The sequence below is a fragment of the Variovorax sp. VNK109 genome (genome assembly GCF_049445855.1).
Lineage (GTDB): Bacteria > Pseudomonadota > Gammaproteobacteria > Burkholderiales > Burkholderiaceae_C > JAGOCV01.
In genome coordinates this window covers 260761-279757 of sequence record NZ_JBMSDV010000002.1, presented here as the reverse complement: position 1 = coordinate 279757, position 18997 = coordinate 260761, and the positions used below count along the sequence as shown (strand labels likewise).

The 18997-nt window shown below is 64.6% G+C and carries 18 protein-coding genes; 3 read left to right on the top strand and 15 right to left on the bottom strand.

Going from position 1 to position 18997, the window contains the following annotated elements:
* Positions 1–38 precede the first annotated feature (38 nt).
* From ACO2Q9_RS08855 to pncB, 5 genes are read right to left on the bottom strand one after another with little or no spacing between them, the layout of a single operon-like run.
* Complete coding sequence (locus ACO2Q9_RS08855) at positions 39–1208, bottom strand: MFS transporter (RefSeq protein ID WP_423310359.1); 1170 nt, start codon at positions 1206–1208, stop codon at positions 39–41.
* The gene (gene rmuC, locus ACO2Q9_RS08850; protein ID WP_423310357.1) at positions 1205–2596 is read right to left on the bottom strand and encodes a DNA recombination protein RmuC; all 1392 of its coding nucleotides are present in this window, start codon (positions 2594–2596) and stop codon (positions 1205–1207) included. The genes ACO2Q9_RS08855 and rmuC overlap by 4 nt, the downstream gene beginning before the upstream one ends.
* Positions 2597–2609: 13 nt before the next feature.
* Complete coding sequence (locus ACO2Q9_RS08845; RefSeq protein ID WP_423310355.1) at positions 2610–3593, bottom strand: 2-hydroxyacid dehydrogenase; 984 nt, start codon at positions 3591–3593, stop codon at positions 2610–2612.
* A 12-nt stretch (positions 3594–3605) separates the two neighbouring features.
* Positions 3606–5015 carry a sodium:proton antiporter gene (locus ACO2Q9_RS08840; RefSeq protein WP_423310353.1) on the bottom strand — a complete coding sequence of 470 codons (1410 nt, stop codon included), beginning with the start codon at positions 5013–5015 and terminating at the stop codon, positions 3606–3608.
* Positions 5016–5058: 43 nt separating this feature from the next.
* Positions 5059–6255, bottom strand: a complete 1197-nt coding sequence (gene pncB / locus ACO2Q9_RS08835) for a nicotinate phosphoribosyltransferase (RefSeq protein WP_423310351.1) — start codon at positions 6253–6255, stop codon at positions 5059–5061.
* A 204-nt stretch (positions 6256–6459) separates the two neighbouring features.
* Between pncB and ACO2Q9_RS08830 the strand changes: the two genes are divergently transcribed.
* Positions 6460–6861: a hypothetical protein gene (locus ACO2Q9_RS08830; RefSeq protein WP_423310349.1), complete on the top strand. Its 402-nt coding sequence runs from the start codon at positions 6460–6462 to the stop codon at positions 6859–6861.
* 7 nt (positions 6862–6868) lie between these two features.
* Here the strand turns inward: ACO2Q9_RS08830 and ACO2Q9_RS08825 are convergent, their stop codons facing one another.
* Together ACO2Q9_RS08825 and ACO2Q9_RS08820 are read right to left on the bottom strand one after the other, a co-directional pair.
* Positions 6869–7567 (bottom strand): nitroreductase, encoded by a 699-nt coding sequence (locus tag ACO2Q9_RS08825; RefSeq protein WP_423310347.1) that lies wholly within the window; start codon positions 7565–7567, stop codon positions 6869–6871.
* A gap of 32 nt (positions 7568–7599) precedes the next feature.
* A complete protein-coding gene (locus ACO2Q9_RS08820; protein ID WP_423310345.1) occupies positions 7600–8037 on the bottom strand; it encodes an acyl-CoA thioesterase in 438 nt (145 codons plus the stop codon).
* 207 nt (positions 8038–8244) lie between these two features.
* Here ACO2Q9_RS08820 and ACO2Q9_RS08815 point away from each other — a divergent pair, with 207 nt between their 5' ends.
* A complete protein-coding gene (locus ACO2Q9_RS08815; protein WP_423310343.1) occupies positions 8245–8793 on the top strand; it encodes a phasin family protein in 549 nt (182 codons plus the stop codon).
* A gap of 113 nt (positions 8794–8906) precedes the next feature.
* Here ACO2Q9_RS08815 and ACO2Q9_RS08810 read toward each other — a convergent pair whose 3' ends face one another.
* A complete protein-coding gene (locus tag ACO2Q9_RS08810) occupies positions 8907–9845 on the bottom strand; it encodes a patatin-like phospholipase family protein (RefSeq protein WP_423310341.1) in 939 nt (312 codons plus the stop codon).
* Between the two features lie 74 nt (positions 9846–9919).
* On the opposite strand from ACO2Q9_RS08810, the gene ACO2Q9_RS08805 reads away from it, so the two are divergent.
* Positions 9920–10960 carry an extracellular solute-binding protein gene (locus ACO2Q9_RS08805; RefSeq protein ID WP_423310339.1) on the top strand — a complete coding sequence of 347 codons (1041 nt, stop codon included), beginning with the start codon at positions 9920–9922 and terminating at the stop codon, positions 10958–10960.
* On the opposite strand, the gene ACO2Q9_RS08800 is transcribed toward ACO2Q9_RS08805, so the two are convergent.
* The 7 genes from ACO2Q9_RS08800 to pstC form a co-directional block, all read right to left on the bottom strand.
* Entirely contained in the window at positions 10953–13271 is a 2319-nt protein-coding gene (locus ACO2Q9_RS08800; RefSeq protein ID WP_423310337.1) for an ATP-dependent DNA helicase, read from the bottom strand. The genes ACO2Q9_RS08805 and ACO2Q9_RS08800 overlap by 8 nt on opposite strands.
* 12 nt (positions 13272–13283) lie before the next feature.
* Positions 13284–14639 (bottom strand): phosphate regulon sensor histidine kinase PhoR, encoded by a 1356-nt coding sequence (gene phoR, locus ACO2Q9_RS08795; protein ID WP_423310335.1) that lies wholly within the window; start codon positions 14637–14639, stop codon positions 13284–13286.
* Positions 14640–14689: 50 nt separating this feature from the next.
* The gene (gene phoB / locus ACO2Q9_RS08790) at positions 14690–15388 is read right to left on the bottom strand and encodes a phosphate regulon transcriptional regulator PhoB (protein WP_423310333.1); all 699 of its coding nucleotides are present in this window, start codon (positions 15386–15388) and stop codon (positions 14690–14692) included.
* Positions 15389–16090 carry a phosphate signaling complex protein PhoU gene (phoU, locus tag ACO2Q9_RS08785; protein ID WP_423310330.1) on the bottom strand — a complete coding sequence of 234 codons (702 nt, stop codon included), beginning with the start codon at positions 16088–16090 and terminating at the stop codon, positions 15389–15391.
* Between the two features lie 108 nt (positions 16091–16198).
* Positions 16199–16987 carry a phosphate ABC transporter ATP-binding protein PstB gene (gene pstB, locus ACO2Q9_RS08780; protein ID WP_423310328.1) on the bottom strand — a complete coding sequence of 263 codons (789 nt, stop codon included), beginning with the start codon at positions 16985–16987 and terminating at the stop codon, positions 16199–16201.
* 97 nt (positions 16988–17084) lie between these two features.
* Complete coding sequence (gene pstA, locus ACO2Q9_RS08775) at positions 17085–17969, bottom strand: phosphate ABC transporter permease PstA (RefSeq protein WP_423310326.1); 885 nt, start codon at positions 17967–17969, stop codon at positions 17085–17087.
* On the bottom strand, positions 17966–18931 hold the full coding sequence (pstC, locus tag ACO2Q9_RS08770; RefSeq protein ID WP_423310324.1) for a phosphate ABC transporter permease subunit PstC: 966 nt from the start codon (positions 18929–18931) through the stop codon (positions 17966–17968). Before pstC ends, pstA begins: the two co-directional genes overlap by 4 nt.
* Between the last annotated feature and the right edge of the window lie 66 nt (positions 18932–18997).

The following is an 18997-nucleotide window of genomic DNA, read 5'->3' as shown; positions in this document are numbered from 1 at the left end:
CGGCCGGTCGACCTTCTGTCGCCACCCCGCACGCGCGTCTAGACGCTTGCTGCCGGCCTGAGTTGCCAGGCTGAGCGGGTGGCCACCCCCACCACCGCGCCAACGATCCAGAACACACCCGCGACGCCGATGACGGCCCCCAGGGCGCCGAACAGCATGGGCATCGTCACGCTGGATGCATTGATGGCCATGAGGCGCAAGCCCAGCGCCTCGCCGTGCCTCGCTTCGGGGGTGATCTGGTGCAGGGTGCTCATGACCATCGGCTGCACGGAGCCCAGTGCAATGCCCAGCAGCACCGAACACGCGCCCATGGCCAGTGCCGAATGCAGCAGCGGATAGATGGAGAACAGCACAGCCGTCATCAGCATTGCGCCCGAGATCACCGCCCACTCGCGCAAGCGCTCGGCCAGGATGGGCAGCGCCACGCGGACCGCTGCTGCAGCCAGGGCAAAAGCGCCGAGGATGGAGCCGATCACAGACGCGCTCAGACCACGCTCGTGCCCGATGATGGGCACGACGAAGGTATGGACGTCCCAGCATGACGAGAGGATCCAGTTGACGATGAGCAGACGCCTGAACATCGGCTCGCCCAACAGGTCCCACGCCCGACGCGGCCCGTTGGCGTCCGCCACCACGGGGGGCAGCTCCTTCACCCGGTGCACCCACCACCACGCCGCCAGCGGGAAAACCGCCATCAGCAGGAACGCGGCACGATAGCCCGTCGTGTCACCCGCCGTGGTGCCGGCATGGTCGATGAGCAGCCCCGCGCAGAACGGCCCGATGAAGTTGGACACCGCCGGCCCGAGCGCCAGCCAGCTGAACACCTGCTTGAGTTGTGTCGTCGAATGCACCGCGCGGCCGACATGCCGCTGCAAGGCAATGGTGGCCACGCCGGTGGCCCCGCCGCTGGCCAGTGCCGCAATGCACAACACCGGATACACCGGCCAGATCACGGCAACGCCGGCGCCCAGAACGGCCACCACGATGGACCATCGCACCGGTTTGCGCAGACCGTTGAGGTCGGCGAATCGACCCGCGGGCAATGCCAGGAACACCTGCGTGAGCGCGAACAGTGCAAGCAGGAAGCCGACCGCCGCAGGGCTGAACCCTTCACGCAGCGCCAGCAACGGCGTGGCCATGCGCAGGCCGGTCATGCAGGCATGGATGCAGACCTGCGCGGCGATCAGCCGGACGAGTTCCGCGTTCAAGTCTCTTCAGCCTCCGCTCCCGGCGGGATGAGGCGCGTGCTTTCGGCTTCGGGCAGGGCTTCGACGTTGCGCAGCGCCCGGCTCATCACGCGGCTGCGTTGCTCGGCACTGCTGAGCGTGTTGAGCACGGTCTCGGTCTGGTTCTTCACACGCGTGAGCACGTCACCGAACTTGCCGAACTCCGTCTTGACCGCACCCAGTACCTGCCAGACCTCGCTGGAGCGCTTCTCCAGCGCCAGCGTTCGAAAGCCCATCTGCAGCGAACTGAGCATGGCCAGCAGCGTGGTCGGCCCGGCGAGTGTGACGCGGTGGTCGCGCTGCAGGGCGTCCATGAGGCCGGGTCTGCGCAGTACTTCGGCGTACAGGCCTTCGGTCGGCAGGAACAGGATGGCGAAATCCGTCGTGTGCGGCGGCTCGATGTACTTCTCGCTGATCGACTTGGCCTCGAGGCGGATGCGCACCTCCAGCGCCTTGCCCGCTGCGTCGGCCGCGATGGCATCGGCACGCTGCTGCGCGTCCAGCAGGCGCTCGTAATCTTCGTTGGGGAACTTCGCGTCGATCGGCAACCAGAGCGGCGTGCCGTCGACCGATTTGCCCGGCAGCCGGATGGCGAAGTCGACGTTGTTGCGACTGCCCGGTCGCGTGACCACCTGTGCGGCGTATTGCTCGGGCGAGAACACCTGCTCCAGCAACGCGCCGAGCTGCGCTTCGCCGAACATGCCGCGCGTCTTCACGTTGGTCAGCAGGTGCTTGAGGTCGCCGACGCCTTGCGCCAGCGTCTGCATTTCACCCAGGCCCTTGTGCACCTGTTCCAGCCGCTCGGCCACCTGCTTGAAGCTTTCGCCCAGACGCGTTTCCAGCGTGGATTGCAGTTTTTCGTCCACCGTGCGACGCATCTCGTCCAGCTTGGTGGCATTGGTCTGCTGCAGTTGCGCGAGCTGCGCTTCGAGGGTCGCGCGAACCTCGGAAATGCGGCGCGCGTTCGCGTCACTCAGTGCCTGCAGCTGCGTGGTGAGCGTGTCGCCCAGCGACTTCTGCAGCAGCGTGAGCTGCTGCGAGAAGGCGTCGAGTTGCGCGTTCTGCGTGCGCGTGGCCTCCGCGCCCTGTTGCACCAGGGCCTGCTGGAAGGTCGAAATGCTCTGCGCCAGTTCGGCACGCGTGGCGCGCGAGGTGTCGGCGATTTCGCGCCGCACTTCAGCCTCGGAGCGCTGCGTCGCTGTCTGGATGGCGCTCTGCACGAGAGGCTGGAGGCTGGCCACCAGCGCGGCTTGTGCAGCCTGCCCGGCCCCATCGTCCTTGCGCCCGCTGCGCAGCAACAGCACCGCGAGCAGCACGAGGTTCAATGCGCACAGCAGCGCCAGTATCCAGAGGACGAGCGGAGATTCCATGAACAGGTGCGCCTCAGCCCTTGATCACTTGCGGGTTGAGTGGTGTCAACGGCTTGTTCTTTGTGAGATAGCCGATCAGGTTGTCCGCCGCCAGGTTCGCCATCGCCTTGCGCGTGGGAATGGTGGCGCTCGCGATGTGCGGCGTCAGCACCACGTTCGGCACGTCGAGCAGCGCGGGGTTGAGCTTGGGCTCGCCCTCGAACACATCCAGGCCGGCAGCGGCGATCTGTCTGTTTTTCAGGGCAACGGCGAGCGCAGCGTCATCCACGATGCCGCCGCGTGCGATGTTGATCAGGTTGGCCGTCGGCTTCATCATCGCGATTTCGGCCGCGCCGATGGTGTGGTGCGACTGCGGCGAATACGGCACCACCAGCACGACGTGATCCGACGTCTTCAGCACTTCTTCCTTGCTGGCATAGGTCGCCTTGCATTCGGCTTCGGTCGCCGCGTCCAGGCGCGAGCGGTTGTGGTAGATCACCTTCATGCCAAAGCCGTGCGCGCCACGGCGTGCGATGCCCTGCCCGATGCGGCCCATGCCGATGATGCCCAGCGTGGAGCCGTGGATGTCAGAGCCCGCGAACATGTCGAAGGACCACTTGGTCCAGAGGCCGGCACGCAGGTAATGCTCGCTCTCGGTGACGCGGCGCGCCGTTGCCATGAGCAGCGCGAAGCCGAAGTCCGCCGTGGTTTCCGTCAACACGTCGGGCGCGTTGGTGCCGAGCACGCCGCGCGCGGTCATCGCGTCCACATCGAAGTTGTTGTAGCCCACGGCCATGTTGGCGCAGATCTTCAGGTCCGGACTGGCAGCCAGCACCTCGGCATCGATGCGCTCGCTGCCCGTGGTGAACACGCCCACTTTGCCCTTCAGCTTCGCGATGAAGTCAGGTTTGCTCCAGATTTCGTCCGACGGGTTCGACTCCACGTCGAAATGCTGCGAGAGTTTCCCGATCACCTCGGGAAAGATCGCCCGCGCCACGAGCACCTTGGGTTTGGTCATGTTTGCTACTCCTCAACGGAACCAGATGAATGTCATTGCGATGAACAGCGGGATCAGGATTGCGCCCGACCACAGCATGTAGCCGAAGAAGCTGGGCATCTTCACGCCACGGTCTTCGGCGATCGCCTTGACCATGAGATTGGGCGCATTGCCGATGTAGGTGTTGGCGCCCATGAACACCGCACCGGCCGAAACCGCAGCCAGCGTGGGTGCAAGCGTGGTCATGAGCGCCTGCGGGTCGCCGCCTGCGGTGTTGAAGAACACGAGGTAGGTCGGTGCGTTGTCCAGGAAGGAACTGAGCGCGCCGGTTGCCCAGAAGTACATCGCAGGAATCGGCGTGCCATCAGGCCGCGTGACCGCAGACACGATCGCCCCGAACGGCCCCTGCGCGCCCGCCTTCAGCATCGCGATGACCGGGATGATGGTGAGGAAGATGCCTGCGAAGAGCTTGGCCACCTCCAGCATGGGGCCCCACGAGAACTGGTTGTCCTCATGCACCTTGGCGCTCGTGATCTGCAACGAAAGCAACGTGATGCCGATCAGGCCGATGTCGCGCACGATGCCGGGCAGGCCGACTTCGGTTCCTGCGATGTCGAACACCACGGGCGACTTCCAGAAGCCGCTGAGGAGCACAAGGCCGACCACCCCGCCCAGCAACAGGAAGTTGACGGCGCCGTCGAAAGCGAGGCGCGGCGTGTCCGGCGTCGGGTCCATGGGAAGCACACCCTCCTTGCGGTAGTACCAGGTATCGAGCACATGGAAGATCACCAGCAAGGCTCCGACGAGGAACAGCGTTTCGGGAAATATGTGCTTCACCGTCCAGAAGAAATCGACGCCCTTCAGGAAGCCGAGGAAGAGTGGTGGATCGCCCAGCGGCGTGAGCGAGCCGCCGGCATTCGACACGATGAAGATGAAGAACACGATCACATGTGCGCGATGCACACGGTTGTCGTTGGCGCGGATCAGCGGGCGGATCAGCAGCATCGACGCGCCGGTCGTGCCCATGAAACTCGCCAGCACGGAGCCGATGGCCAGGATGGCCGTGTTGAGCGCCGGGCTGCCATGCAGGTTACCGCGGATGTGGATACCGCCCGCGACCGTGAACAGCGCCGTCAGCAGGATGATGAACGGGATGTACTCGGCCAGCAGCGCGTGCACGAGGCTGGTACCCGCGACCTGCAGCCCATACATCAACGCGAACGGCACGAGGAACACGAGCGCCCAGGCGGCCGCCACCTTGCCGAAGTGGTGATGCCAGAACACCGGCGTCAGCAATGGCATCAATGCAATGGACAACAGGATGCCCGCGAACGGCACCCCCCACAGCGGTGAAAGTTTCGAACCATCGAAATCGGCCGCCATCGCCAACCCCGGCAACGCCATTGCCCCCAACGCGCATGCCCAACGCAAGCCTGTCTTCATCTCTGTGTCCCCACTTCAGTTGTCGGTTGTTGCAAGCCCGGCATCACGCCGGCTGCGGGATGTCGAACACCTGCCGCAGATAGGCCAGATAGCGCTCGTCGTCGCACATGTTCTTGGACGGCGTGTCCGACAGCTTGGCCACCGGCTGCCCGTTGCAGCGGACCATCTTGATGACGATCTGCAGCGGCTCGTGCGCAGGTGGATCGCCCAGGTCGTTGGTGAGATTGGTGCCGATGCCGAACGCAAGCTGGCAGCGACCCTGGAACTGGCGATACAGCTCGATAGTGCGCGGCACCGTCAGGCCGTCGCTGAAGATCAGCGTCTTGGTGCGCGGATCGACCCGGTTGTTCGTGTAATGCGCGATCATGCGCTCGCCCCAGTTGAACGGGTCTCCGCTGTCGTGGCGTGCGCCGTCGAACAGCTTGCAGAAGAACATGTCGAAGTCGCGCAGGAAAGCGCTCATGCCGTACACGTCCGACAGTGCGATGCCGAGGTCGCCGCGGTATTCCTTCGCCCACGACTCGAAGCCGAACACCTGACTGTCGCGCAGGCGCGGGCCGAGCGCCTGGCAGGCCTGCAGGTATTCGTGCGCCATGGTGCCCAGCGGCGTGTAGCCGAGTTTCATGGCGAACAGCACATTGCTCGTGCCGGCGAACTGGCCCGTCGCACCGGTACCCAGCTGGGAAGCCAGCGTGGTCAGCACTTCCTCGTGCCACGCCTTGGAGAAACGGCGGCGCGTGCCGTAGTCTGCGATCTTGAGCTCGGCCAGACCTTCGCCGCGCAGTTGCGCGATCTTGGTCGTGAGACGGCTGCGGCCTTCGGCCAGGTCAGGGCGCTCCTGCGTGTTGCGGAAATAGACCTCGTTGATGATGGCCAGCACGGGGATTTCGAAGAGGATGGTGTGCAGCCACGGGCCCTTGATCGACACCTCGATCTCGCCATTGGCCTGCGGCACGATGGAGATGTACTTCTCGTTGAGCCTGAACAACGCGAGGAAGTCGACAAAGTCGCTCTTGATGAAGCGCATCGAGCGCAGGTACGCGAGCTCGGCGTCCTGGAAGTGCAGGCTGCACAGGCCACGGATTTCCTCGCGGATCTCGTTGACGTAAGGCGCAAGCTTGACGCCAGGGTTGCGGCAGCGGAATTTGTACTCCACCTGCGCGCCGGGAAACTGATGCAGCACCACCTGCATCATGGTGAATTTGTACAGGTCGGTATCGAGGAGACTCGTGATGATCATGAAGACTCTGGAACTGTGGCCTGTCTTGTCCCGACAGGGCCGCCGTGTGGCGACGCCGCATTATCGCCCGCCCCCGCCCACCCTGTAGGCTCGGGATTACGCCCGGCTCCCTGCCCGTCCTACCGCGCTCCTGCGCCCCAGCTCCTAAAGTGGCGTCACGGGTATCGCACCCCTCGAGTTCAACTACTTCACAGGAGATCGCAAATGAAAAAGACCCTTCCCCTCATCGTTGCCATGGCCTGCTCTTTCGGCTTTGCGACGGGCGCTTCCGCCGTGACCAAGGACGAATACAAGGCACAGGAAAAGAGCATCGAAGCGACCTACAAGTCCGCCAAGGAACGCTGCGACTCGATGAGCGCCAATGCCAAGGACATCTGCATGGCCGAGGCCAAGGGAGCGGAAAAGGTCGCCAAGGCCGAACTCGACGCCCAGTACAAGCCCAGCCCCAAGGCAACCGCCAAGGTCGCCGAAGTCAAGGCAGACACAGCCTATGAAACCGCCAAGGAAAAGTGCGATGACCTGGCCGGCAATGCCAAGGATGCCTGCGTGAAGGACGCCAAGGCCGCCCATGCGAACGCCAAGGCCGACAAGCGCGCTGGTGGCTGAGCTTGCGTCATGACACCCACTGCGTGAAGGACGCCACGTCCTCACGCGGTGTGTGGAAGCTGTTGACCAGCGCCGACTCGTCCGCGTGGCCCAGGGCCATGCCACAGACGAGCATCTCATTGCCCCCCGCACCTACCAGCGGCAGGATGATCTTCCCGTAGTTGTTCCATGCTGCCTGCGGGCACGTGTGCAAACCGCGCGCACGTGCGGCGAGCATGATGTTCTGCATGAACATGCCGTAGTCGATGAGGCTGCCGCGCCCCATCACACGATCCAGCGTGAACATCAGGCCAACGGGTGCATCGAACAGGCGGAAGTTGCGCTGGTGTTGCGCGTGCATCTTGTCCTTGTCGGCGCGGGTGATGCCCAGCAGACCATAGAGACTCCATCCGTTTTCCCGGCGCCGGTCGATGTAGGGGCTGATCCACTTTTCCGGGTAGTAGTCGTACTCTTCCTTGTACTCGCTCGCGAGTTCGGGATTGGCGCGGATCGCGTCGTGCGCTGCACAGACCTTGTCGACCAATTCATCGCGCTTCGCACCCGCCAACACATAAACCTTCCAGGGCTGGGCATTGGTGCCGGACGGCGCCCTGCTCGCAACGCGGAGGATGTCCATGATCGTCTCGCGCGCGACGGGTTCCGGCAGGAACGCGCGTGCCGAAAAGCGGCTTTCGATGGCGGCGTCGACGCTCGCAGGGTCTTTCACGACGGTACTCACCTGGCTTGTCACTTCACTTGTCACTTGAGGGTCTCCAGTACGGCTTTGAGTTTCTCGGGAAGGGTGACCGGCCTGCGCGTGGCCCGGTCCACATACACATGAATGAAATGCCCGCGCGCGGCCGTGAGCGGCTTGCCGGCGATGAACAGCCCGATTTCGTAGCGCACGCTGGATTTACCCATGTGCGCCACGCGGATGCCCGCGTCGACAGCCTGCGGAAAAGCGATCGGTTCGAAATAGTTGCACTGCGTCTCGATGACCAGGCCCACGGTTTCGCCATGGTGGATGTCCAGCGCGCCCTGTTCGATCAGATGGGCATTCACCGCCGTGTCGAACCAGCTGTAGTAGACGACGTTGTTGACATGACCGTAGACGTCGTTGTCCATCCAGCGGGTGGAAATGGAACGGAAGGCGCGGTAGGCCTCGCGCGGCTCGGGGGCAGGTCTGGCTTCGCTCATTGCAGAAGATTCTGCCAGCCAACCCCGAAACGGCGCTGTCGCCCGTTTTCTAGAATTCCACTTCTAATTTGCTGCACCGCAACAAAAAGGGCTTGTAATCGGCGTGTCGGTGCCTAAAATCCAGTTCATGCTGCACCGCAACAAAGCTGAGAACGGCTTTGGGTCGGTTCAGCGCCGATCCACCATCACCACCACCAGGAGCTAGAGATGTCGTTGACTGCAGAACAAGTTGTTGCCTCGAACAAAGCCAATATCGAAACGCTGTTCGGCCTGACCAGCAAGGCCTTCGAAGGCATGGAAAAGCTGATCGAACTGAACGTGACCGCCTCCAAGGCTGCCCTGGCAGACGCTGCCAGCACCACGCAAGCCGCCATGGGCGTGAAGGACGCACAGGAACTGCTGGCCCTGCAAGCCGCCCTCTTCCAGCCCCTGGCCGAGAAGACCGCCGCCTACAGCCGCCACCTGTACGACATCACGTCCAGCACGGGCGCTGAATTCGGCAAGGCTTTCGAAGGCAAGGCCGCCGAAACGCAGAAGGCTTTCGTCGGCATGGTCGACAGCGCCGCCAAGAACGCACCGGCCGGCTCCGAAACCGCCGTCGCCGTGTTCAAGAGCGCCGTCACCGCCGCCAACAACGCTCTGGACTCCATGCAGAAGGCCGTGAAGCAGGCCACCGACATGGCCGAAGCCAATTTCAACGCCGCTGCGGCCACCGCCGTCAGCGCCGCCAAGGCACCTGCCGCCAAGAAGCGCTGAGCAGAGCCTGACCGGTTGTCTCCTCGGGTCCCCTCGGAACCTCTCGGGTTCAGGGATCCCTTCAAGGGCCTCATCGAAAGATGAGGCCTTTTTTTTCTGTCCGTGCGCTGCGGCTACTTGCGGCCCCAGCCCTCGATCAGCGCCCTGAGCTGCGGCGCCTGCTGGCGCATGGCAACCCGGCCGGCCTCGATCACACGGGCGCGAGTGCGGAAGTCCGCCCCGCCCACGCCCGTGAGCGACGGGCGGATCACCACGTCTGCGTCCTGCAGTTCGTAGCCGTTGATGCTGCGGCCCATGATGGCGAAAGTCTGCAGCAGCAACTGGATGGTGTCGGCCGCCGAATTGCCTTCAGGGGACGCGGAGATGTCCACCGCAATCACGATGTCCGCACCCATCTGGCGTGCGTACCGTACCGGCACCGGGGCGACCAGCCCGCCGTCCACATACTCGCGGCCGTTGATGCGCACCGGCAGGAACACCGCCGGCACGGCGCTCGAGGCACGCACCGCCGTGCCCGTGTCGCCCCGCCGGAACAGGATGCCCTGCCCGCTCTGCAGATCGGTGGCGACGATTCCGAGCTGCAGCGGCATGTCTTCGATGAGCCGGTTGCCTACTTGTGCGTTCACATAGCGCGCCAGCGCCTCGCCACGGAACATGCCGCGGCTGAAGAGCGGCAGCGTCCAGTCCGTGAGGGCGGCCTCTTCCATCGCCTCGGCCACCTGTTGCAGTTGCGTGCCGTTGCGCCCGCTTGCGTAGAGCGCCGCCACGAGACTGCCCGCCGACGTGCCCACGACGAAGTCCGGCCTGATGCCCGCTTCCTCCAGCGCCTGGATCACGCCCACGTGCGCGAAGCCGCGCGCCGCGCCACCGCCCAGCGCCAGCCCGATGCGCGCCGGCTTGCGCACGGCTTCGACGGGAGTTGGCGGCACCGCCGTCGGCGGGCCGGACGCCACTGGCGCATTGGCGCAACCCTGTAAAAGCGCCGCGACCAGCAGCAGCGCACCGGCGAAAACTCTACAAATCCTGCGGTTTTTATCGAGAATGATTTTCATTTGTTTTAGTATTGCGCGCGCATCCGGATCGACAGTCAATTCAACAAAAGGAAGGCTTTTCAATGCCCGCTCTCATGCCCGCAACATTCCCGTACATTGCCGGCGCCCTGCTGCTTGCCGCAGGCGCCACGTCGGCCCAGGAGCAGGTGGTGAACCTGTATTCCGCGCGCCACTACAGCACGGACGAAGCGTTGTACAGCAACTTCACCAAGGCCACGGGCATCAAGGTCAACCGCGTGGACTCCGACGACGCCGGCATCCTCGCCCGCCTGAAGGCCGAAGGCACGGCCTCCCCCGCCGACGTGATTCTGCTCGTCGATGCAGCGCGCCTTTACAAGGGCGAAGTGGATGGCCTGTTCCAGCCCGTCAAATCCAAGGCGCTGGACGACGCCATTCCTGCGCAGTTGCATGGCCGCGCAGCCGACGGCAGCTCGCTGTGGTTCGGCTATTCGACCCGTGCGCGCGTCATCGTGTACGACAAGGCGTCGGTGAAAAAGGAAGACGTGGACACCTACGAGGAGCTGGCCGACCCGAAGAACAAGGGCAAGCTGTGCATCCGTTCCGGTTCGCATCCGTACAACCTGTCGCTGTTCGGCGCGGTGACCGAGCACATGGGCGAGCAGAAGGCCGAAGCCTGGCTCAAGGGCCTGGTGGACAACATGGCGCGTGCCCCCAAGGGCGGCGACACGGACCAGATCAAGGGCGTGGCCGCCGGTGAATGCGGCATTGCCGTCACCAACAGCTACTACCTCGCGCGCATCATGCGTTCCGGCAAGCCCGAGGACAAGGCGATCATGGAGAAGGTGGCCGTGGTGTTCCCCAACCAGCAAACGTGGGGCACGCACGTGAACATCGCAGGCGGCGCACTGGCGAAGAACGCCAAGAACCGCGACAACGGCATCAAGTTCCTGGAGTACCTGGCCAGCCCCGAAGCGCAGAACTACTTCGCCAACGGCAACAACGAATGGCCCACGGCCAAGGGCGTGAAGGTGACCAACCCGGCGCTGGAGGTCATGACCGGCGGTTCGTTCAAGAGCGAAACCATTCCCATCGGCAAGGTCGGTGCCAACCAGACCAAGGTGCAGCAGATGCTGGACCGCGTGGGCTTCAAGTAAGGACCCGCCACCACGCCGGCAGCAGGTTACGCACCTCTGCCCGGCCGAAACGGTCGTCCATCAGGTGGATCACGCCGACGTCATCCGGCGTGCGGATCACACGGCCGGCAGCCTGCACCACCTTCTGCAAGCCCGGGTAGAGATAGGCGTAGTCGTAGCCCGCGCCGAACACGGTCTGCATGCGCGCCTTCATCTGCTCGTTCACCGGGTTCACCTGCGGCAGGCCCAGTGTGGCGATGAACGCGCCCACCAGCCGGTCGCCGGGCAGGTCGATGCCTTCGGCGAACGGACCGCCCAGCACGGCGAAGCCGATGCCCTGCCCACCGTCGACGAAGCGCGCGAGGAACGCGTCGCGCGCGGCCTCGCCCATGCTGCGCGACTGCCGCCAGATCTCGATGTCGCCCGCGTGCGCGGCGAGTGCGTCAGCCACCTGCTCCAGATAGTCGTAGCTGCTGAGGAACGCGAGGTAATTGCCTGGCCGCTCGCGGAACTGTCGCGCCATAAGCGCCGCGACAGGTGCCAGCGAGCGCTGGCGGTCGCCATAGCGCGTGGAGATGTTCCGCGCCACCTGCACGCGCAACTGCTCGGCCCGGAACGGCGACTCCACCTCGATGGCCACCGTGTTGTCCGGCAGACCCAGCAGGTCGGTGTAGTAGTCCGTCGGGTTGAGCGTGGCGGAAAAAAGAACCGCGCAATGCGTGTGCGCGAACCGGTCCTCCAGAAAAGGGCCCGGCACGACATTGCGGATCGCAAGGGTCGAGTCCACACGTGCAGAAGGCGTGCTGCCGGCCTGCGCCAGCGTCACGTCGAACAGCGAATGCGCGCCGAACTCGTCGGCCATGCGCGAGAAGTGGAGCAGGTCGAAGAAGAACTCCTGCAACGCCACATCCGTCGGCTCCGCAGCCGCGCCTTCGTGCTCCGCGAAATCCGCGCACGCCTGCTGCAAGGCATTGCGCAAGCGCTGGGGAATCGTGTCGTGGACCCGATACGTCTCGACCTGGTCCCGCGTGACCTCGGCCCACGCGCGAGCCAGCTTGTCCAGCGCCTTCTTCAATGGCGCGGGCGCGGCCTTCTTCGCTGCCGACAGCGATGCGCGATCGAGCTCGGCCGAGTACATCCTGCGGGCGCGTTCGACGAGGTTGTGCGCCTCGTCCACCAGGATGGCCGTGCGCCATTCGCCCTCCTGCGCCATCGCGTGCAGCATCGCGCTCGCATCGAAGTAGTAGTTGTAGTCGCCCACCACCACGTCGGCCCAGCGCGCCATCTCCTGCGACAGGTAGTAGGGGCAGACGCCGTTCTCGAGCGCCACGTCGCGCAATTCATCGCGGCCGGTCGCCTGTTGCTCCACCACCTGCTGGCGTGCCTGGGGCAGGCGGTCGTAGAAGCCTTTCGCCAGCGGACACGAGTCACCGTGGCAAGCCTTCTCCGGGTGTTCGCACGCCTTGTCGCGTGCGACGAGTTCGACCACGCGCAGCGGTTTGCGTGCGGTCAGCAGCCCCAGCGCATCCAGCGCCAGCCGACGGCCCGGCGTCTTGGCCGCAAGGAAAAACAGCTTGTCCAACCGCTGCCCTGGCATCGCCTTGAGCAAGGGAAACAGCGTGCCCACCGTCTTGCCCAGACCGGTGGGTGCCTGCGCCAGCAGGCGACGTCCACCGGCTGCGGTGCGGTACACGGCTTCGGCGAGCTGGCGCTGTCCGGGGCGGAACGTCGCATGCGGGAACGCGAGGCTGGCCAGCATTGCATCCCGCTCGCGTCGATGCGCGGATTCCTGCAAGGCCCAGCCGAGAAAGCGCTCGCATTGCTGTTCGAAAAACGCGCGCAAGGCCGGGGCTGTGTGCAGTTCGCCCAGCACCGTTTCTTCCTGCGTGACGATGTCGAAGTACACCAAGGCCACGTTCAGCTCGGCCAGCCCCAGCTTCTCGCACAGCAACCAGCCGTACACCTTCGCCTGCGCCCAGTGCAGCGCGCGGCGGTTCGCCTTCATTGCAGCCAGATCGCCAGTGTAGGTCTTGATTTCCTCCAGCCGGTTCGCCGTCGCGTCATACCCGTCCGCCCGCCCGCGGATGCGCAGGTTGCGCCACTGCCCGGTGAGCGTCAGTTCCGTCTGGTAGTCCCCGCTGCGCCGCGACGCCACAAGCTTGTGGCCGAGGATTCCGTCTTCAGCGGTGGGTGACGGCGTGAACCGCAAGTCCAGATCGCCCGCCTTGGCGGTGAACTCGCACAGCGCGCGCACGGCGACGGCGCAGACCTCAGGCACAGCCGAATCGTTGGCGGCAACAACGGGTTCGAAATCGATGGGCGGGGGTGCCATGACCCCGTCAGTTTAGCCCGCAGGCAAAGCAGAGACCGCAGGCGTCTTGAACGCCGCGCGCACGCGCGCCGCCGGGAACACGATCGAGAAACTGGACCCCGTACCCAACGTGCTCTCGATGCGCAGCTCTGCGCCATGGCGCTGCACCACGTGCTTCACGATGGCCAGGCCCAGCCCGGTGCCACCGGTCTCGCGCGAACGGCTGCGGTCCACGCGATAGAAGCGTTCGGTCAGGCGCGGGATATGCTCTGCCGCGATGCCCGGGCCCGAGTCCTGCACGCAGTATTCGGCACGGCCATCGGGCAAAGTGCGCCACGTGACCTGGATACGCCCACCACCCGGCGTGTAGCGGATGGCGTTGCTCAGCAGGTTGGACATGGCGCTCTGCAGCTCGGGCAAGGCACCAGCCACTTCCACACCCTCGCCGCCGGAGAAGCCGAACTGGTGGCCCTGCGGCGTGAGTGCCTGCGACAGACCCTTGCCCTCTTCCTCGCATTGCGCCATGAGTGAGCGCACGGATATCCATTGCCCCGTCGGCGGTGGCGGGCTGCCTTCCAGGCGCGAGAGCGTCAGCAGGTCGTTCACCAGCGTCTGCATGCGTTGCGACTGCTGCGCCATCAGCCCGAGATAACGCGAGCGCTCGGCCTCGGACAGCGGCAGCGTCTGCATGGTCTCGACAAAGCCGGCCAGCACCGTGAGCGGCGTGCGGATTTCATGCGACACGTTGGCCACGAAGTCGCGGCGCATGGCGTCGGCCTGCTCCAGCGCGGTGATGTCACGCGACAGCAGCAGACGCCGGTTGCCGGCATACGGATGGACCTGCACCGACAGCCGCAACGGGTGCGCGCCGCCACCGGACGTGGTGCCCGGCGGGCCGTTCAACACGACCTCACGGCTGTAGTTCCAGGACGCAAGGTAGGCCGCGAACACCGGATCGCGCACGAGATTGCCTACGTGCTGCATCACGTCGCGCTGTGCATCGACGCCGAAATGTTGCGCTGCGGTCTGGTTGCACCATTCGATGCGCCCTTGCTCGTCGAGCAGAACCACGCCGCTGGGCGAGGCCTGGATGGCTGCCAGGAATTCCTGGAGGCGGGTTTCCGCCAGTTGCGTCTGTTGCTCGCGCGTGCGCATGAGACGGCGCACACGCTCCGAGAGATCGCCCCAGAAACCCGCACGCACCGGGAAGCTCGGCGGCTCGCTGCGCAGGCCTTCGAGCACGCGCGATGCGCGCCAGCCGTCCACCGCCACCCAGATGACGGCAGCAACAACGGCCGCAGCAATCTCCCAGCGCCAGTCGCCCAGCAGCCACGCCAGCAAGGCAGAGACGATGACGACGATCAGGAACGAGGCGAGGCGCAGAAGCATGGAACCATTATCGGCGCGGCACGCCTGGGGCACGGAGCGCTGACAAGCCCTTAAAGGGAGGAGACTTGCGAGGTCAGCCGGTAACCCGCGCCGCGCACGGTTTCCACCATGCGGGCCGCTTCGCCCAGCGATTCACGCAGCCGCTTGACGTGGACGTCCACGGTGCGCTCTTCGATGAAGACATGGTCGCCCCACACCTTGTCGAGCAGCTGCGCGCGGCTGTGCACGCGCTCTGCGTGCTTCATCAGATAGTTGAGCAACTTGAATTCGGTCGGCCCGACCTTGAGCGGCTGGCCTTCCCACGACACGCGGTGCGTTGCCGCGTCCAGCACCAGCGCGCCGATGGTCACGCTGTCGCCGACCTGCTCGGGCGCACGGCGGCGAAGCACGGCACGGATGCGGGCCAGCATCTCCTGCGTGGAAAACGGCTTGGTGATGTAGTCGTCGGCGCCCGCGTCCAGCCCCGCCACCTTGTCCGGCTCGTCGCCGCGCGCAGTGAGCATGAGGATGGGAATGACCTTGGTGCGTGCGTCGCCGCGCCACTTGCGCGCCAACTGCAGGCCGCTCTGGCCCGGCAGCATCCAGTCGAGCAGGATGACGTCGGGCAGCACGGCGTCGAGCTCGCGCTGCGCCGAATCGCCGTCTTCCGCCCAGATGGGGTCGAAGCCGTTGTGGCGCAGGTTGACCGCGATCAGCTCTGCAATCGCGGATTCATCTTCGACGATCAGGACTCTGGGGTGACGCTTCATTTACTGGACGGCCGACTCGATTTCCTCCATCGAAGTGTGCCGGACATCGGCGCCCTTGACGATGTAGATGATGAATTCTGCAATGTTCTTGGCATGGTCGCCAATCCGCTCGATCGCCTTGGCCAGGAACAGCAGGTCCAGGCTGGCGGAAATCGTACGCGGATCTTCCATCATGTACGTGATGAGCTTGCGCACGAAGCCATCGAACTCGCGGTCAATCAGGTCGTCTTCCTTGAGGATGCTGACGGCTGCGGCGGTGTCAAGCCGCGCGAACGCGTCCAGCGCCTTGCGCAGCAGGCCCGAGGCCAGGTCGGCCGCGACGCGCAGGTCGGTGGACGGCAGCGAGCGTGCATTGCCGCTTTCGATGATGGACTTGACCATGCGCGCGATCTTGTTCGCCTCGTCGCCCACGCGCTCGAGATTGGCGGTGGTCTTGGAGATGGCGATCAGCAGGCGCAGGTCACGCGCGGTCGGCTGGCGGCGCGCGATGATGGAAGAAAGCTCGCGGTCGATCTCGATCTCTGCCGCATTGACGCGGTGTTCCATCTCGGTCACCTGGTCGGCGGCCTCGGCGCTGAACTGCGACAGCGCATAGATGGCCAGGCCGATCTGCGACTCGACCATGCCCCCGAGTTCCATGACGCGGGAAGAAACACTGTTGAGTTCGCTGTCGAACTGCGTGGAAAGATGTTTATCTGGCATATGAACTCCTGATTGATTGACTTGCCGAGAACACCATGGAACTGGCTTGGCCAGGCCGTTGGTGTTGCCCCCTCGAGGGGGAGGCGACCGAAGGTCGCTTCGGGGGTGTCATCCAAACCTTCCGGTGATGTAGTCTTCGGTCTCTTTGCGCTGCGGCTTGAAGAACATCTGTTCCGTCGCACCGAATTCGATCAGGTCGCCCAGGTACATGTAGGCGGTGTAGTCGCTGCAGCGTGCGGCCTGCTGCATGTTGTGGGTCACGATGACCACCGTGTATTCGCTCTTGAGCTCGGCGATGAGTTCTTCGATCTTGGCAGTGGAGATCGGGTCGAGGGCCGAGCAGGGTTCGTCCAGCAGCAGGACTTCGGGCTTGATGGCGATGCCTCGCGCAATGCACAAACGTTGCTGCTGGCCGCCAGAGAGGCCAGAGCCGCTCTGGTTGAGCTTGTCCTTCACTTCGTTCCACAGGGCGGCCTTCTTCAGGGCCCATTCCACGCGGTCGTCCATGTCGGCGTTCGAGAGATTCTCGAACAGCTTCACGCCGAAGGCGATGTTGTCGTAGATCGACATCGGAAACGGCGTGGGCTTCTGGAACACCATGCCGACCTTGGCGCGGATGAGCGCAACGTCCTGCTTGCTGATCAGCAGGTTCTCGCCGTCCAGTTCGATGGCGCCTTCTGCGCGCTGTTCGGGATACAACTCGAACATGCGGTTGAAAGTGCGAAGCAACGTGGACTTGCCGCACCCCGAAGGCCCGATGAACGCCGTGACCTTCTTCTCGGGAATGTTCAGGTTGATGCCCTTGAGCGCATGGAACTTGCCGTAATAGAAGTCCAGGTTCTTCACAGCGATCTTCGGCGCAGGCGTCACGACAGTGGTAGTAGCAGATGGGTTCATTCAGTTCTCCATTCGAGGGCCACCGCGGAGCCGGCTTCGCCGGCCCGCTTGTAGCGCCCCCTCGAGGGGGAAGCGCCGCAGGCGCTTCGGGGGTGGTTCATAACTTTCCGCGGGTCAGCACGCGGGCCAGGATATTCAGGCCGAGCACGGCGACGGTGATCAGGAACACACCGGCCCAGGCCAGTTGTTGCCAGTTCTCGTACGGGCTCATCGCGAACTTGAAGATGGTCACCGGCAGGCTGGCCATCGGCTCGCCCAGGTTGGACGTCCAGAACTGGTTGGACAGCGCAGTGAACAGCAGAGGCGCGGTCTCACCCGAGATGCGTGCCACGGCCAGCAGGATGCCCGTGACGACACCGGCGCGTGCGGCGCGCAGCGTGATCGACAGGATGACCTTCCACTTCGGCGCACCCAGTGCGTAAGCCGCTTCGCGCAAACCGGAGGGCACGAGCTGCAGCATGTTTTCGGTGGTGCGGATCACGACGGGAATCACGATCAGCGCGAGCGCCATGGCACCCGCCCAGCCCGAGAAGCTCTTGAAACGCGCGACGATCACTGCATAGACGAACAGGCCGATCACGATGGACGGTGCCGACAGCAGGATGTCGTTCACGAACCGGGTCACCGAGGCGAGCCAGCCCTTGGGGTTGTACTCGGCCAGATAGATGCCGGCCATGATGCCGATGGGCGTACCCACGAACGTGGCCAGGCCCACCATCAGGAACGATCCGAAAATCGCGTTGGCGATGCCGCCGACTTCGTTGGGTGGCGGCGTCATCTGCGTGAACGTGGCCATGGTGAGGCCGCCGACACCAAGGCGGACGGTTTCCCACAGGATCCAGATCAGCCAGAACACGCCGAAGGCCATGGCAGCGAGCGACAGCGTCAACGCGACCTGGTTGACGATCTTGCGTCTGGCGTACTTCGCCTGGCGGATGCGCGACATGTCGGCCGCAGCGAGAAGGCGCTCACCGGTGGTCATGACTTCGCTCCTTCGCTCTTGCGCAGTTGAGCCAGCAGGATCTTGGACAGCGACAGCACGACGAAGGTGATGAAGAACAGAACGAGGCCCAGGTACATCAGCGCGGCCTGGTGCATGCCAGTGCCGGCTTCCGCGAATTCATTGGCGAGTGCCGAGGTGATGCTGTTGGCAGCTTCGAAAACCGACAGCGAATTCAGCTGGTTCATGTTGCCGATCACGAAGGTGACAGCCATGGTCTCACCGAGTGCACGGCCAAGGCCGAGCATGATGCCGCCGACGACGCCGGCCTTGGTGTACGGCAGCACGACCTTGGAGACGACCTCCCAGGTGGTGGAGCCCAAGCCGTAGGCCGATTCCTTGAGCAGCGCGGGCGTCACTTCGAACACGTCGCGCATCACCGAAGCGATGAACGGGATGATCATGATCGCAAGGATGATGCCGGCCGACAGGATGCCGATGCCCACCGGCGGGCCGGAGACAAGCGCACCCAGGTAGGGCACGCCGGTCAGCAGCTTCTGCAGCGGCTGCTGTACGTAGGCGGAGAGGATGGGCCCGAAGACCAGCAGGCCCCACATGCCGTACACGATGGACGGCACTGCGGCGAGCAGTTCGATGGCGGTGCCCAGCGGGCGCTTGAGCCAGCCGGGCGAGAGTTCGGTCAGGAACAGCGCAATGCCGAAACTGATGGGCACCGCGATCAGCAGTGCGATGAAAGACGTGGCGAGCGTGCCATAGATCATGACCAGGCCGCCGTATTCTTCCTGCACCGGATCCCATTCCGCGCTGGTGAGGAAACCGAGACCGTATTTCACGATGGCCGGCCATGCACCTGCGATGAGCGACAGCAGGATGCCGATGAGCAGCGCCAGGGTGAGCAGCGCCGCACCCTTGGCGGCCCAGCCGAACAGGCGGTCGGCCATGGGACCGGACCGCGCCGGGGATGAAGAAGGAGGGGTTGTCATGGGACGGCCCTGCGCACGGACCGAGAGGTCCGGCGCCTGTTCTGCGGGGAGTGCCGAAGACACTTG

Excerpts from the sequence above, each read along its gene's own strand:
- ACO2Q9_RS08815 (WP_423310343.1), top strand. The coding sequence starts at position 8,245 with ATGTCGTTGACTGCAGAACAAGTTGTTGCCTCGAACAAAGCCAATATC.
- ACO2Q9_RS08805 (WP_423310339.1), top strand. The coding sequence starts at position 9,920 with ATGCCCGCAACATTCCCGTACATTGCCGGCGCCCTGCTGCTTGCCGCA.
- pstC (WP_423310324.1), bottom strand. The coding sequence starts at position 18,931 with ATGACAACCCCTCCTTCTTCATCCCCGGCGCGGTCCGGTCCCATGGCC.
- ACO2Q9_RS08820 (WP_423310345.1), bottom strand. The coding sequence starts at position 8,037 with ATGAGCGAAGCCAGACCTGCCCCCGAGCCGCGCGAGGCCTACCGCGCC.
- pncB (WP_423310351.1), bottom strand. The coding sequence starts at position 6,255 with ATGATCATCACGAGTCTCCTCGATACCGACCTGTACAAATTCACCATG.
- rmuC (WP_423310357.1), bottom strand. The coding sequence starts at position 2,596 with ATGGAATCTCCGCTCGTCCTCTGGATACTGGCGCTGCTGTGCGCATTG.
- ACO2Q9_RS08810 (WP_423310341.1), bottom strand. The coding sequence starts at position 9,845 with ATGAAAATCATTCTCGATAAAAACCGCAGGATTTGTAGAGTTTTCGCC.
- pstB (WP_423310328.1), bottom strand. The coding sequence starts at position 16,987 with ATGAACCCATCTGCTACTACCACTGTCGTGACGCCTGCGCCGAAGATC.
- phoU (WP_423310330.1), bottom strand. The coding sequence starts at position 16,090 with ATGCCAGATAAACATCTTTCCACGCAGTTCGACAGCGAACTCAACAGT.
- ACO2Q9_RS08830 (WP_423310349.1), top strand. The coding sequence starts at position 6,460 with ATGAAAAAGACCCTTCCCCTCATCGTTGCCATGGCCTGCTCTTTCGGC.
- ACO2Q9_RS08840 (WP_423310353.1), bottom strand. The coding sequence starts at position 5,015 with ATGAAGACAGGCTTGCGTTGGGCATGCGCGTTGGGGGCAATGGCGTTG.
- ACO2Q9_RS08800 (WP_423310337.1), bottom strand. The coding sequence starts at position 13,271 with ATGGCACCCCCGCCCATCGATTTCGAACCCGTTGTTGCCGCCAACGAT.
- pstA (WP_423310326.1), bottom strand. The coding sequence starts at position 17,969 with ATGACCACCGGTGAGCGCCTTCTCGCTGCGGCCGACATGTCGCGCATC.
- ACO2Q9_RS08845 (WP_423310355.1), bottom strand. The coding sequence starts at position 3,593 with ATGACCAAACCCAAGGTGCTCGTGGCGCGGGCGATCTTTCCCGAGGTG.
- phoR (WP_423310335.1), bottom strand. The coding sequence starts at position 14,639 with ATGCTTCTGCGCCTCGCCTCGTTCCTGATCGTCGTCATCGTCTCTGCC.
- phoB (WP_423310333.1), bottom strand. The coding sequence starts at position 15,388 with ATGAAGCGTCACCCCAGAGTCCTGATCGTCGAAGATGAATCCGCGATT.